The 14,678-nt window shown below is 60.2% G+C and carries 12 protein-coding genes; 10 read left to right on the top strand and 2 right to left on the bottom strand.

Annotation, left to right across the window (positions count from 1 at the left end; genetic code table 11):
• Window position 1 precedes the first annotated feature (1 nt).
• Complete coding sequence (locus tag ACTHV6_RS02550; protein ID WP_441385695.1) at window positions 2-937, bottom strand: hypothetical protein; 936 nt, start codon at window positions 935-937, stop codon at window positions 2-4.
• Between the two features lie 123 nt (window positions 938-1,060).
• On the opposite strand from ACTHV6_RS02550, the gene rimP reads away from it, so the two are divergent.
• The 10 genes from rimP (at window position 1,061) to ACTHV6_RS02500 (ending at window position 13,029) form a co-directional block, all read left to right on the top strand.
• Window positions 1,061-1,615, top strand: coding sequence for a ribosome maturation factor RimP (rimP, locus tag ACTHV6_RS02545; RefSeq protein ID WP_441385694.1), 555 nt, complete (start codon window positions 1,061-1,063; stop codon window positions 1,613-1,615).
• Between the two features lie 9 nt (window positions 1,616-1,624).
• Entirely contained in the window at window positions 1,625-2,656 is a 1,032-nt protein-coding gene (gene nusA / locus ACTHV6_RS02540) for a transcription termination factor NusA (RefSeq protein WP_441385693.1), read from the top strand.
• Between the two features lie 39 nt (window positions 2,657-2,695).
• Window positions 2,696-3,076, top strand: a complete 381-nt coding sequence (locus ACTHV6_RS02535; protein WP_441385800.1) for a YlxR family protein — start codon at window positions 2,696-2,698, stop codon at window positions 3,074-3,076.
• 67 nt (window positions 3,077-3,143) lie between these two features.
• The gene (gene infB / locus ACTHV6_RS02530; RefSeq protein WP_441385692.1) at window positions 3,144-6,053 is read left to right on the top strand and encodes a translation initiation factor IF-2; all 2,910 of its coding nucleotides are present in this window, start codon (window positions 3,144-3,146) and stop codon (window positions 6,051-6,053) included.
• 66 nt (window positions 6,054-6,119) lie between these two features.
• Window positions 6,120-6,617: a 30S ribosome-binding factor RbfA gene (gene rbfA, locus ACTHV6_RS02525; RefSeq protein ID WP_441385691.1), complete on the top strand. Its 498-nt coding sequence runs from the start codon at window positions 6,120-6,122 to the stop codon at window positions 6,615-6,617.
• Window positions 6,618-6,619: 2 nt separating this feature from the next.
• Entirely contained in the window at window positions 6,620-7,630 is a 1,011-nt protein-coding gene (truB, locus tag ACTHV6_RS02520; RefSeq protein ID WP_441385690.1) for a tRNA pseudouridine(55) synthase TruB, read from the top strand.
• Between the two features lie 47 nt (window positions 7,631-7,677).
• On the top strand, window positions 7,678-8,670 hold the full coding sequence (locus tag ACTHV6_RS02515) for a bifunctional riboflavin kinase/FAD synthetase (protein ID WP_441385799.1): 993 nt from the start codon (window positions 7,678-7,680) through the stop codon (window positions 8,668-8,670).
• A 182-nt stretch (window positions 8,671-8,852) separates the two neighbouring features.
• A complete protein-coding gene (rpsO, locus tag ACTHV6_RS02510) occupies window positions 8,853-9,122 on the top strand; it encodes a 30S ribosomal protein S15 (protein WP_441385689.1) in 270 nt (89 codons plus the stop codon).
• Between the two features lie 138 nt (window positions 9,123-9,260).
• Window positions 9,261-11,573, top strand: coding sequence for a polyribonucleotide nucleotidyltransferase (locus tag ACTHV6_RS02505; protein WP_441385688.1), 2,313 nt, complete (start codon window positions 9,261-9,263; stop codon window positions 11,571-11,573).
• A 124-nt stretch (window positions 11,574-11,697) separates the two neighbouring features.
• The gene (locus tag ACTHV6_RS02500; RefSeq protein WP_441385687.1) at window positions 11,698-13,029 is read left to right on the top strand and encodes a M16 family metallopeptidase; all 1,332 of its coding nucleotides are present in this window, start codon (window positions 11,698-11,700) and stop codon (window positions 13,027-13,029) included.
• A 48-nt stretch (window positions 13,030-13,077) separates the two neighbouring features.
• On the opposite strand, the gene ACTHV6_RS02495 is transcribed toward ACTHV6_RS02500, so the two are convergent.
• Window positions 13,078-14,601: an IS30 family transposase gene (locus ACTHV6_RS02495; RefSeq protein ID WP_441385686.1), complete on the bottom strand. Its 1,524-nt coding sequence runs from the start codon at window positions 14,599-14,601 to the stop codon at window positions 13,078-13,080.
• Between the last annotated feature and the right edge of the window lie 77 nt (window positions 14,602-14,678).

Below are 14,678 nucleotides of genomic sequence, written 5' to 3'. Positions count from 1 at the left end.
GTTAGTTGGCTGATTCCACGCCGGGGAATGGAAGCGCGGCGTTTCGTTCTGCAGATGTCACATAGAGCGAGCAACTCAGGGAGATCACTGCTTCGCGTTCTTCGGCTGACGGGGAATCGGCTGCGACAGTGATGAGCAAGCCGGTCAGGTTCTCTAGGCCCACCTGGGTATAGGTTTCCCCTTCTGACAGTGAGGGGTAGGCCGCGAAGGCCTCTCGGTGATCGGGGACGTCGTTTTCGAGAACTGCTTCAATGTAGGCGTCGATCGCCGCAATCCGTTCCACCTGAGCCTCACGTGCGTTTGGATCCATGCGGGCGGTGTCAGTTTCTATCCATTGACGCGATGAATCCGCGATGTTCAGCATCTCGGGAGTGGTGGTGGCCCGCCCGGCAAGGACGGGATCGGCCGCGCCGCACATGGGGGTATCCAGCCCAACGGCCTGGGCGTAGTTCGCGCCGAGGAGCCGGGAGCCGAGGGACATCGATAGGGTGGTGGGCCGGTCAGCGGGCGCCAATCCCTCCGCCGCGTCAAGTGAGGCCTGTGAAAAGTCTTGGAGTTCGGCAAGCAGAGCTTCCTCATCGATCTCTGCCGGGGGATCCGTGCTCAGCGGGGGATTGGTGTACCCCTCTGGGGCTCCGGAGGGCCATGGAATCCACACACCACCAAGCTGCTGCTCGTAGCTCACCGAAGCGTCGTGAATCGCGGCAAGCTCAGCGGAATCTGGCGCGTCTGCCAGAAGGACTTCGCTCGACGCGCTGATCCGGTGCGCTTGAACTGCGAGATTCTGGCGCGCTTCCTGTTCGGCCGTTGGCGCATCAGGGGTGAGATCAGCATTCTCCAGTTGCCCACCCATGGCGATGATCGCGCCACTGAAAATGGCAACGCCAATGAAGGCTCCTCCGATGAACTTAGGTGTGGACACCTGCGTTTGCTCCATGGTGCCATTTTGCCACGAGAACCTTATGGTTCATGACGCGGCGTGTGGCCTGTGCGTGTTGCGTTCACTGTGGTCACCGCGGTGCATTGTGGAGCGGGGTATGAGGGCGGGTAGTCTTGAGCCATGGCAAAGTCCTCACAGCGAAATCGAAACCAACAGAGCTCCGGGCATCGATCACGGCGCGATACGAATCGTGATAATCCGGAACTGTCCTCCCTTATCACCAGTGCCGTTGAGCCGATCGTTGCCGAACAGCAGCTTTTTCTGGAATCGGTGAAGGTAGGACGGGCTGGCAACCGGGCGGTTGTCAAAGTTGTGGTGGACCTCCCGGATGGTCCCGGAGGAGTGGATTCGGATGCGCTGGGAGAAGTTTCGCGTCTTATCTCTGCGCGTCTTGATGATGTTGACCTCGTTGAAGGCGCCTACACGCTCGAGGTTTCCACGCCGGGCGCGGATCGAGTGCTGACCACACCGCGGCACTTTTCCCGGTCAGTTGGCCGCCTTCTGTCCATTCGCGGCACGGATGGAACAGCCAGCACCGCTAGGCTGGAAGCGATCGAAGGCGATACTCTTCACCTGAACGGGGAAGAAGGCACATATACTTGTTCGTTGTCAGATATAGCGAGCGCACGGGTTCAGGTTGAGCTGGGCAGCGCGAAAGCGGACTCGGAAGGCTAGGAGAACGCCATGGATATTCAGATGAATGAGCTCCGCATTGTCGAGAGCGAACTGGGAATTAGCGTTGACGTTCTGGTCGAGGCAATCGAAGATGCGCTGCTGCACGCCTATCAGCGCGTTCCCGGCGCGATCCACAATGCCCGAGTTGAGATGGATCGAACAACCGGCAAAGTCACCGTATGGGCGCCGGAAGTTGATGAAGAGGGCGCTGCCATCGGAGAATTCGATGATACGCCGGGAGATTTCGGGCGTATCGCCACGGCTACCGCGAAGTCCATTATTGCTCAGCGGCTACGCGATGCAGAATCGGACCGTGTACTTGGCTCCTTCAAGGGCAAGCAGGGCGAGATCGTATCCGGCATTGTCCAGCAGAGTGGCCCGCGCGGTGAATCACGCGATATCCGCGTGGATGTTGGTGAACATGAGGCCATCCTGCGTTCGGAAGAACAGGTCCCCACTGAACACTTCCGCCATGGCGATCATCTGCGGGCCCTCGTCTTGGAGGTCGCGGTGAACCCACGCGGTGCCACCGTTCGGCTGTCTCGAAGCCATCCGGATTTTGTTCGGAGGCTTTTCGAGCAGGAGGTCCCGGAGATTCAAGATGGAAGCGTTGAGGTTGTTGCTCTTGCGCGTGAGGCCGGCCATCGTTCGAAAGTGGCCGTCTGGACGAGTGAATCCGATCTCAACCCCAAGGGAGCCTGCATTGGACACAACGGCCAGCGCGTGCGTGCTATCACCACGGAGCTGAACGGGGAGAAGATCGATATCGTGGATTACGATGACGATATCGCCAAGTTCATCGCCGCTTCTTTGTCACCAGCACGGGTTCTGCGGGTAGATATCCTCAGCCGTGATCAACGCCAGGCACGTGCCATCGTGCCTGATGAGCAAACCTCGCTTGCCATCGGCAAGGAAGCACAGAACGTCCGGCTGGCCGCTAAGCTCACCGGATGGTCGATCGATATCCGGAAGAAGTCCGAGGATCCACTGGCCGAAGAGACCCAAGAGGCCCAAGATCCGGAAGAAGCCGAGGAACTTTAGGGCGGTTCGGACGTGCCGTGAGTGACATTGCGCTCTGGCATGGGCATTTTCTGTGTTAACACGTTAAGATACTTAGGGCATTACAGGCAGGTGGGATTCCTCGTGACTCAAAACCCGCGCACATGTGTGGGCTGCCGCCAACTGGATGCCGCGACAAATTTAGTCAGAGTTGTTGCCACTCACACTACGTGTCAGGTAGATGAGAAAGGCGGCAGTGCCGGGAGAGGTGCGTGGATCCATCCGGATCTAGGTTGCCTGAACCGGGCGATACAGATTCACGCATTTGATCGGGCGTTCCGCCGTGGAGGGCTCGATAGTGATCCGGTACGTCAGTGGCTAGAAGACAAGAGTTCAGGTGCACAAACACCTGAACTGACCCGAGTAAAGAAAGCGGGTAGGAACCCGATGGGCACCCAATGAGTACCCAGCGATGAGCTGCCAGCAATAAGGGTCTGACGCGTGGCGCAGACCCCTAAGAAGGAGAACTGTGGCCAAAGTACGCGTTCATGAGCTCGCGAAGGAATTGGGCATTACGAGTAAGAAGTTACTCGAAGTGCTCAAGGAATCCGGAGAGTTTGTTAAATCGGCGTCCTCGACAATTGAGGCGCCCGTTGTGCGTAAAGCACACGAATATATGAAGGCTCATCCTGAGCTTTCTACCAAGAAGCCAGCGGCAAAGAAGCAGGCTTCCGAAGATCAGGTGGCGAAGGCTGACCAGCCTAGCCAGAAGAAGTCCGGTGGCCAGCCGAAGGCTGGCGTGAAGCCGGGTCCGAAGCCTGCACCCAAGCCTGCAGAACAACCTGCCGAGCAAAAGCCTGCTGAGCAAAAGCCCGTTGAGGAGCCCGAGTCCAGCAAGCCGGCACCGAAGGAACAGGCTCCAGCTGAATCCCAGCCGGTGGCCGATTCTGAGCACGGGCACGATACCCCGCACCCCAAGCGCTCGACTGGCGCACCAGTGACGCCAAAATCGGCTGCACAATCGGCGGCCAAGTCCGCCCCGAAGCCGCACAGCCCGAAGGGCAATCGCGGCGGGCGTGACGATCGCCGTCAGGGGCAGCGTGATGGCCGGCGCGGTGGTGGGCGTAACTCTAGCCCGCGTCCGGGCAACAACCCGTTCGCTTCCAATCAGGGTATGCCCCGTCCAGGCGGCCCCAAGCCCCATGGTGGCGGGCGTCCGGGCAACAACCCGTTCGCATCGAATCAGGGTATGCCGCGTCCAGGCGGCGGACAGGGCGGTGGCCCTCGTCCGCAGTCAGGTGGTCCGCGCCCCGGTGGTGGCAACAAGCCCAATGCAACTGGCGCACGCCCCAGCCCCAACATGATGCCGAATCATTTGGAGCAGCAAGCTGCTCCGAGCCGCGGCGGTGGCCGTGGCCGTGGCGGAAGCGGCGGCCCCGGCAATCGTGGAGGCGGCCGCCCAGGCGGCGGTTTCACTCGCTCCGGCGGGAAGTCGCGCGGCGGCTCAACGGCCGGCGCATTCGGACGTCAGGGAGGGCGCCCCACTCGTGGGCGCAAGTCCAAGCGGGCCAAGCGTGAAGAATGGGAGAATCAGAATTCCCCCATGGTTCAGGGCGTTCAGCTTCCTCATGGCGATGGAACTACCGTGGTGCGTGTGCGCCAGGGTGCATCACTCGCCGATTTCGCTGAGCGGATTAACGCTGATCCCGCAGCACTCATCACGGTGCTGTTCCGTATGGGCGAAATGGCTACCGTCAACCAGTCGCTGGACGAGGATACGTTCAAGCTGCTGGGTGCGGAACTGGGCTATGACGTTCAGGTGATGTCTGCTGAGGACGAAGATCGCGAGATCTTGGAGCAGTTCGATATCGATCTGGATGCCGAAGAAGCGAAGGAGCCGGATGAGAATCTGGTGTCCCGCCCGCCGGTTGTGACCGTCATGGGCCACGTTGATCACGGTAAGACCAAGCTGCTGGACGCGATCCGCCACGCACATGTTCTGGAAACGGAGCACGGCGGTATTACCCAGCATATTGGTGCCTATCAGGTTCACCTCGATTACGAAGGTGCGGATCGCGCCATTACGTTCATTGATACCCCGGGCCACGAGGCGTTCACGCAGATGCGTGCGCGTGGTGCGGATGTCACAGACGTTGCGATCCTCGTGGTTGCCGCAGATGATGGCGTTATGCCCCAGACGGTTGAGGCGTTGAACCACGCTCAGTCCGCTGGCGTCAAGATCGTTGTAGCTGTCAACAAGATCGATGTGGAGGGTGCAAACCCGGCCAAGGTTCGTGCCCAGCTGACCGAATACGGTTTGGTGGCAGAAGATTACGGCGGCGATACGATGTTCGTGGATATTTCCGCGAAGCAGCGTACCGGCATTGATGATCTTCTCGAGGCCGTGCTGTACACGTCCGATGCTGAGGTTGATCCGAAGGCGAACCCGAACAAGCCTGCTCGCGGCGTTGCTATCGAAGCCAAGCTGGATCAGGGCCGCGGCGCGGTTGTGACGGCGCTGGTGGAGACGGGCACGCTGCGCGTTGGCGATCCGTTGGTGGTTGGCGCCGCCCACGGCCGCGTCCGCGCCATGTTCGATGAGCTGGGTGGCACCGTGGAAGAAGCGGGGCCCTCGCGTCCTGTCCAGATCCTCGGAATGTCGGCTGTTCCATCGGCAGGCGATAGCTTCATCGTGGCAAGCGATGATCGTACGGCACGCCAGATCGCTGATAAGCGTGAAGCCGCCAAGCGGTCCGCAACCCTCGCGAAGCGTCGCAAGCGCGTTTCCCTTGAGAACCTCAACGAGGCGCTCAAGGAAGGAACGGTTCAGACCCTCAACCTCATTCTCAAGGGAGATGCTTCCGGTTCCGTCGAGGCACTGGAATCGTCCCTCTTGGAGATCGAGGTGTCGGACGAGGTCCAGCTGCAGATTATCCATCGCGGCGTTGGCGCCATCACCCAGAACGATGTCAACCTTGCAACGGTGGACAACGCGGTGATCATCGGCTTCAACGTTCGCCCAGCCGAACGTGTTCAGGAGCTGGCGGATTCTGAGGGCATCGAGATGAAGTTCTACTCGGTGATCTACAAGGCGATCGAGGACGTAGAGGATGCTCTCAAGGGCATGCTCAAGCCAATCTACGAGGAAGTCCAGCTTGGAAGTGCGGAGATTCGTCAGGTCTTCCGCTCCGGCAAGTTCGGCAACATCGCAGGTTCGATCGTCCGCAGTGGCACGATCAAGCGGGGCACCAAGGCCCGTTTGGTTCGCGATGGTGTGGTTATCGCACCGGAGCTGGAGATCGCCTCCTTGCGCCGCGAGAAGGACGATGTCACCGAGGTCCGCGAGGGTTACGAGTGTGGTATCACGCTCGGCCAGAAGGACATCCAAGAAGGGGACGTTATCGAAACCTTCGAGATGCAGGAGAAACCCCGCGACTAACCTATCGCGCTAAGTTCGGCGGCGGGCTACCCTAGTGGTGGCCCGCCGTTCCGATTGAAAGGTGGCATGATGCCAAACCCACGAGCAACTCGTATCGCGGGGCGAATTCAGGAGATCGTCGCCTCGCTTGTGACAACCCGTTTGAAGGATCCTCGGCTCGATATGGTGACCATCACCGATGTCAAGGTGACCGGTGATCTCCAGCACGCCACCGTGTATTACACGGTGTATGGCGATGAGAAGCGTCAGGCGGATGCCCGCCGCGGCCTTCAATCGGCCAAGGGGAACATCCGTTCTCAGGTTGGCGGCCAGCTGGGCCTCAGGCTCACGCCTACGATTGAGTTTGTTGCCGATGCGCTTCCGGAAAGTGCGCGTACGTTCGAGGATGCGCTCACCGCAGCGCGGTTCCGCGATGAGCAGATAGCGAAGTCCGCAGAGGGAGCCGCGTGGGCGGGGGAGGCCGATCCGTATCGCACGGTGGAGGACGATGAGGCGTCCGTAGGTAGTTTTTCTGACGACGACGGCGATGCCACACCTTCCGATCTGTCCAGCCCCGAGAGCTGAGAATGGGTGAACGCAGGCCCAACTTCCCGCCCCGTCCGTGGGGTGAACTGCCCCGTGCTCAGGTGACAGCTGGTGATGGTCTCGTCATCGTGGATAAGGATGGCGGCGTGACCAGCCATGACATCGTGGGCGCTATGCGCCGTCTGGCCGCTACACGGAAGGTGGGGCATGCTGGCACGCTGGATCCCATGGCAACGGGGGTCCTGTGCATCGGCATTGGCAAGGCCACGAAGCTCTTGCAGTACGTGACGGGCACCGATAAGGAATACCGCGCCACCATCCGGCTGGGAGTAGAGACTCACACGGAGGATGCCCAGGGTGATGTCGTGGCCGTGCGAGGGCTAGTGAATCTGGACGGGGCGTCTCTGACCGGTGCCATCGATTCCGCGATGGCACCACTACGGGGGGATGTTCTTCAGCGCCCCAGCTCTGTCAGCGCCGTGAAGGTTGATGGTAAGCGGGCGTACGCGCGCGTGCGTGAGGGCGAACAGGTAGAGCTGGCCGCCCGCCCCGTCCATGTTGAACGATTCGAGCGTGTGGGCGATCCGCGCCACGTTCCTTACGGCGATACCACGGTGGCGGATGTGGACGTGGTGGTGCAGTGTTCGGCAGGCACGTACGTTCGCGCTCTTGCTCGTGACCTAGGTGAGGCTCTGGGCACGGGGGCACACCTGACGGCGCTACGGCGCACCCGTGTCGGGGCGTGGGGGGCTAACGGGGCACGCACCGTGGCCCAGCTGGCCCAGGTCGTGGCAGATGATCACGCACTCCCCGTCGTGAGTGTGACCGAACTCTGCCAGCAGTTGTTCAGCTGCGTGGAGGTGACGCCGGACGAGGCCAACGCGCTGGCACACGGCCAGTTCATTCCTGGACGGCCGGCCGAAGATGGCCGAGCTCAGGAAGGCCGAGCCACGGATGATATGCCGCTGGCAGCCATGTGCGGCGGGCAGGCAATCGCCCTAGTGTCTGTGCGGGGCACGAAACTCAAGCCTGATCTGTTGCTGGCTCGCTAACCCCCGTCCACCAGTTATAGCGGAAACGATAAGGTAAACCAGTGAGTATTGATGTGTGGCGCACGCCAGAGGATATCCCGGCAGATCTTGGCCAGAGCGTTGTGACTGTCGGCGTTTTTGACGGTGTGCATCGTGGCCACCATGCGGTGCTTGCTGAGACCGTACGTCACGCTAGAACGCGCGGATTAACATCGGTGGCGCTGACGTTCGATCCTCATCCGGCAACCGTCCACAATCCCGATCGTCCAGTCAAACTGGTGGCTACGCTCGATGATCGTATTGACCGGCTAGCGGCAGCTGGTATCGATGCCGTATTCGTTCAGCACTACACACTCGAATATGCTCAGGCGAGTGCCGAATCCTTCGTGCGCAACCAGCTGGTTGATCAGCTCCATGCGAGCCTCGTCGTGGTGGGGGAGGATGCCCGGTTTGGCAAGGATAATGCCGGTGATGGTGCCCTGCTAACGGAGCTGGGGCATGCGCTTGGCTTTGACGTCATTCTTCTCAACGATTTGGGGGAGCCGGCCGGGCGCCGGTGGTCCTCAACGTGGGTGCGTGAACTCTTAGCTGTTGGCAACGTGGATAAAGCTGCAGAAGTACTTGGCCGCCCTCACAGGCTCCGTGGCAAGGTGGTGCACGGATTCCAGCGGGGCAGGGAGTTGGGGTTCCCCACGGCGAACCTGAAGGGCGAAGAACTTGGAGAGATCCCAGCCGATGGAGTGTACGCGGGGTGGCTCGTGCGCGACGTGCCGATGACCAATGCCGCAGAATACTTGCCGGCGGCCATATCGGTTGGTAGTAATCCGCAGTTCGATGGAGTCGAGCGCACGGTCGAAGCACATGTTTTGGGGCGTGCAGATCTCAACCTGTACGGGGAGGATGTCGCCGTAGATTTCATCAGGCGGCTACGCCCCATGGTCTCGTTCGAATCCGTGGACGGCCTGCTCTGCCAGATGGATGAGGATCTGAGGAATACGGCTCTGGCGCTTGGTGTACCCACGGCTGGGCGGGTTGACCCTGCGGAGGTCACCGCCATCTAGCGCGGGATACGGCTTCTGTATGGCATGAATCGGCCTACTTGGCGGGCAAACTCACACTTGGTACGAAGCTCGCAGGTAGTGCCCGATGCTAGACTAGCTGAGCCGTCAGATCGGCCACGGATGCGTCATTGCCTGGGAGAACATGCCCCGGAGCTCCGTGCAACGAACCTCGAAGGAGAAACATGGCTCTGAAGCCTGAAGAAAAGCAAAAGATCATCGCTGAGTATGCTACGCACGAGGGCGATACCGGTTCCCCCGAGGTTCAGGTGGCCCTGCTGAGCGCTCGTATCAGCGAGCTGACGGAGCATTTCCGCACCCATCAGCATGATCACCATTCAAGGCGTGGCCTCATGCTTCTTATTGGTCAGCGTAAGCGGCTCCTCGCTTATCTTGCCGAAGAAGACATTGAGCGTTACCGTTCATTGATTTCTCGTCTCGGCCTGCGCCGCTGACGAACTGACGGCCCGGGCCAAGCCCGGGCCGTTTCCTGTATTCCACAAGACGATCAAGGTCCGGTTGTCGGTTGTGTCCTCCGGAGGGATTCCGTGGGTTTCAACTGATGGCCGTGCCAAGAAAAGAAAGGGGTCCCTGTGGAGGGTCCTGACGTACATAGTTCAGAAGCCGTTATTGACAACGGCGCTTTCGGCACCCGGAGCATTCGCTTCGAGATTGGCCGCCTCGCCCAGCAGGCAAACGGTGCGGCCGTTGCCTACCTTGATGGAGAAACCACCGTGTTCTCCGCCACCACTGCTTCGAGGAACCCGAAGGAACACTTCGATTTCTTCCCGTTGACAGTTGATGTTGAGGAGCGTTCCTACGCTGCCGGCAACATTCCCGGATCGTTCTTCCGCCGCGAAGGCCGCCCGGGCACGGAGGCCATTCTGGCCGCCCGCCAGATCGATCGCCCGCTGCGCCCTGCCTTCAAGAAGGGCATGCGCAACGAGGTCCAGATCGTCGCCACCATCCTCTCTATCCACCCGGATGATCAGTACGATGTGCTGGCAATCAACGCTGCTTCACTGTCCACCTCGATCGCCGGTTTGCCATTCTCCGGTCCGATCGGCGGCACTCGCATGGCCCTCGTTGACGGCCAGTGGATCGCCTTCCCCCATTGGAGCGAGCTGGACCGTGCAACCTTCTCCATGTCCGTGGCCGGCCGGCTCACGGATAACGATGTAGCCATCATGATGGTGGAGGCTTCTGCGCCAGAAAACGCAGATGCCACCATCAAGGCCGGTGGCGCCAAGCCAACCGAGGATGTCGTGGCCCAAGGCTTGAACGCCGCCAAGCCCGTCATCCGCACCCTGTGCGAGGCTCAGTTGGAGCTCATCAACGAGTTCGCGAAGCCCACAGGCGATTACCCGTTCTTCCCTGATTACACGGAAGAACAGTACGCCGCGGTTGAGAAGCAGGTCGGCGATCGCTTCCAGCCCATCTTGGGTATCGTTGCGAAGGCAGAACGCGACGCAGCGCTCAATGAGCTCACCTCCGCTGTGGTGAGCGAGCTTGCTGAGCAGTTCCCTGAAGAAGAGAACATGGTGGCCCTCGCGGTTAACGCCAACTTCAAGCAGGTCATGCGCCGTCATGTCCTGACCGAAGGCGTGCGTATGGACGGGCGTAGCCCGGTTGAGATCCGTTCGATCTCCGCCGAAGCAGGCATCATCCCTCGTGTGCACGGCTCAGCCCTGTTCCAGCGTGGAGAGACCCAGATTCTTGGTGTCACCACCCTCAACATGCTCAAGATGGAGCAGCAGCTCGATAACCTGTCACCGGTTACCCGCAAGCGCTACATCCATCACTACAACTTCCCGCCCTACTCCACCGGTGAAACCGGTCGCGTTGGTTCCCCGAAGCGTCGCGAGATCGGCCACGGCCACCTCGCTGAGATCGCTCTGGTGTCCCAGCTTCCGGAGCGCGAGGAGTTCCCCTACGCGATTCGTCAGGTATCCGAAACCATGGGATCCAACGGTTCCTCCTCCATGGGTTCGGTTTGCGCCTCCACGCTGGCCCTGCTGAATGCGGGCGTCCCGCTCAAGGCACCGGTTGCCGGCATCGCCATGGGCCTCGTCTCAGACGTGGTGGATGGCGAAACCCGTTACGTCAGCCTCACCGATATCCTCGGTGCCGAGGACGCGCTGGGCGATATGGACTTCAAGGTTGCCGGAACCCGCGAATACGTGACGGCGCTACAGCTTGATACCAAGCTTGCTGGCATCCCCGCCGCCGTTCTTGACGGTGCGCTCGGGCAGGCCCGTGATGCACGCTTCGCGATTCTCGATCTGATGAGCGAAGCGATTGATGGCCCAGATGAAATGGCTGAAACCGCTCCGCGCATCATCTCCGTGAAGATCCCCGTGGATAAGATCGGCGAAGTCATTGGGCCCAAGGGCAAGATGATCAACCAGATCCAAGAGGATACTGGCGCAGACATCTCGATCGAAGATGACGGTACGGTGTTCATCGGCGCTTCGGACGGCACGTCCGCCGAAGCAGCTCGCACCACCATCAACGCCATCGCCAACCCGCAGCTGCCTGAAGTTGGGGAACGTTACATCGGAACGGTTGTCAAGACAACCAGCTTCGGTGCGTTCGTTTCGCTGACGCCGGGCCGCGACGGACTCCTACACATCTCCCAGATTCGCCGCCTCGTTGGTGGCAAGCGCGTGGAGAATGTTGAGGATGTTCTCAACGTTGGCGATCGTGTTGAAGTGGAGATTGCCGAACTGGATCAGCGTGGCAAGATTTCCCTGCACGCGGTTGTTGAAGGCGAAGAAGAGGCTCCGGAGCAAGAAGAAGCTCCCAACACCGAACAGCGCCCGCGCCGTGAGCGCCCGGAGCGCGGCTCACGCCGTGGTTCCCGCCAGCGCCGCCGCACGCACGAATCCTCCGAGGATAGTGAATAAGCGCATGCTCTAGCGGGTTACTACCTGCCGAGCGTACGAGGGCCCCGATGTTTGCATCGGGGCCCTCGCGTGTGATTAGACGCAATGCTCAAAAGATCAGGCGTGTGTCCGTTATTCTGGTCTGGTGAGTGAATCTGTCGATTACAGTGAGATGCCCCTAGATCTTGACTTTTCGAGGGGTGGCTTAGCCCTCGAAGAAGAAGGAAAGCTCCTGCGCAGGTCGGTCCTGCCCGGAGGCGTGAGGGTGTTGAGTGAGAAGATTCCTCATGCCCATTCCACCACGATGGGCCTATGGATAGGTGCCGGTTCGCGCGATGAGGGCGATGACGCCCGTGGTTCCACCCACTTTCTCGAACATCTTCTTTTCAAGGGAACTCGCACGCGCGGGGCGCGAGAGATCGCCGAACGCATCGATTATCTTGGGGGAGATTTCAACGCCGCCACGGCCAAACAGTACACGTGCTACTACGGCCATTGCTTCGAAAATGACGTGGCACCCAGCCTAGAACTCCTGAGCGATATGGTCACAGGCGCCAACCTTGACCCCTCGGACATGGAGATGGAGCGCGGGGTGATCCTTGAAGAGCTCTCGATGTACAACGACGATGCTACCGAGGTTGCCCACGAGAACATCACGTCCATGGTGTTCGGAGATCACCCCCTCGGCCGGCCGGTGGGCGGTACGCGTGAATCTGTTAGCGCACTGGCCAACCAGAGCCTTCTGGGCCATTACTCCCGTATGTATCGCCCCAGCGAACTGGTGGTGACTGCCGCCGGTGCCATTAATCACGATGAGCTGTGCGAACGGGTCCAGGGCGAATTAGAACGCGGAGGCTGGGATCTCAGTGGGCCTGCCGAACCTGAACCGCGCCGTACCGCCGCCCCGATCGTGCCAGCCGCCCCGTCTACGCGCTACGTTGAACGGCCCGTTGAGCAGGCAGCGGTGATTCTCTCCATGCCCAGCTTCGATATGTTCGATGAACGTCGCCGCGCACTCTTCACAATGAACGCGATCCTCGGTGGGGGAACGTCCTCTCGTCTGTTCCAGAAGATTCGTGAAGAACGGGGCCTGGCCTACTCCACGTATTCGTTCCCCAGCTTGTTCCCAGAAGGCGGGATGTTCGGAATGTATGCGGGGTGCGCTCTGCCCAACGCCGCGGAGGTTGCCACGCTGCTGGGGGCTTGCTTGGACGAAATTGCCGCGGACGGGGTGAGCGATGCTGAAGTGGAATCCGCCTACCGGCGCATCCGCGCGGAGATCATTTTCTCCAATGAGCATCTGAGTTCTCACATGAACCGTCTCGGTAGCGCGGAACTCATTCGCGGCTCCCTCACCTCCCAGTCAGAATCGTTGCGCAAGGCGCGGGCCATTACGGCATCGGACGTTCAAGAGGTAGCTCAATACATCGCGTCCCAGCCCCGTTCCCTGTGCACCGTGGGCCCCGCAAAGGGCTAGCGGTCATATTTTATCAAAGCTCTTGATAGTGATGGCATCACCCGGGTTCTAGTTTGGAGTGCGACGTGGTGTGGTTGGTGTTAAGCATAGTTCGTGGGATATTTCTGCTGGGGTTGCCCAGCCGAGGATTTTGCGGGGTCGGTTGTTGATCTCTGCGACGTAGTGGTCGAGTTCGGCCTGACCGAGATCCTTGAAGCTGGTGCCTTTGGGTAGGTATTTGTGGAGCCTGCCGTTGAAGTGCCCGTTAGATCCGCGTTGCCAGGCACTGTATGGGTCAGCGAAATAGGTAGGGATGGCCAGCGTGTTAGCAAGCTGGTAATGGTAAGCGAACTCACTGCCATTATCAGCGGTCACCGACCGGGCTGCCCGAGCTGGTAGTGACGAATACAAGCCGATTTGCGCATCAAGAGTGTTGCCGGCCGTGATCGCTTCAATCTGACGGGTCAGGTCGGCCGGGTTGAAACCACTCATACGGCCAGCTACGACGCTGATTTCTTCGCTTGTGAGCAGCCCGGAGGCTTGTACACGCTGGAATGGGGTGGCTGGCGTGTCGTAGATCCGTTTGCGGCGCCCGTCGCTGGTGGTGGCGTATCCGACGGGTTTCTTTGTCGGGGTGAAAAAATTCAATCGCAGGCAGACGAGGGGCCACAGCTCGTTGAGTAAGGCGAGTTCGTCTGGGGTGTCGTAACGCCAGTAGAAGGCGTGTTTGCGCACGATGTGATTGTTTTTCGATTCGACGGTGGCTTGATCATTCTTCTTGTACGGGCGTGAGCGGGTTTGGGCGATATCACGGGCTTGGAGCCAGTTCGCGACGTCGTAGTTGATGAACTCGGTCCCGTTATCAGAATCGAACACCCTCAACGGAAACGGGAACAGGGCTTCTAAGCGATCAACGGCGCCGATGATCCACCGGGAAGCATTGTTGCGGATCGCAGTGTTTTCCGTCCATCCGGTGACGATATCGGTCATTGTCAAGGTTCGGGCGAACTCGCCCTTGAACGTTGGACCGCAGTGAGCGACCGTGTCGGCCTCGATCACTCCCGGTGCCTCTGGCGGGCTGTCCCCAACCGTCGATAGGCTGATCGAGTTGCGCAGCAACGCCGGAGCCGGGGTCGTTGTCGAGATGCCACGTAAGGCCATGCGTTTTCTGGCCGGGGCGAGGTATCGGTCGATCGTTGCCGGGCTCATCGCCTCTAGTTCCCTGATCGCCTTAGGACTCGCGTACGGCTTATCCAAGTCCCCGCCCTGGGCTATGAGGGGAAGCCAGATCGGAAGCATGACCGTGAGGTATTTCCCGCACGGGAACCCCATCAGAGTCCACACGTGCTCCAACAAGGCTCTGGACTCGTCGCTGTAGTGTTTGGGGCGCAGACGGCGCCGGTCCACCTGCGTCTTAGGGTCAGGCAGCACCGGGCCGGTCAGCATCCGTCGGGCCGTGGACCGGCCCATCCCGGTTGTTGTGATCACCTCATCCAAAATCATGGACCGCTCAGCCTTAGAAGCCGTGCGATACGCGGTAGAGAGCTTGTTGGTCACATGCCTACGTGCGGCCATGGGAATCTTGCCTTCCATACAGACAAGCCTGCCCCCATTTCGGGGGGTGCCCCTATGTTGTTTGTCAAGCTGCGAGGACGGTTTCTGGGGATTCG

The organism is Ancrocorticia sp. (genome assembly GCF_052089425.1).
Lineage (GTDB): Bacteria > Actinomycetota > Actinomycetes > Actinomycetales > Actinomycetaceae > Ancrocorticia.
This window is presented reverse-complemented; position numbering and strand designations above follow the sequence as displayed.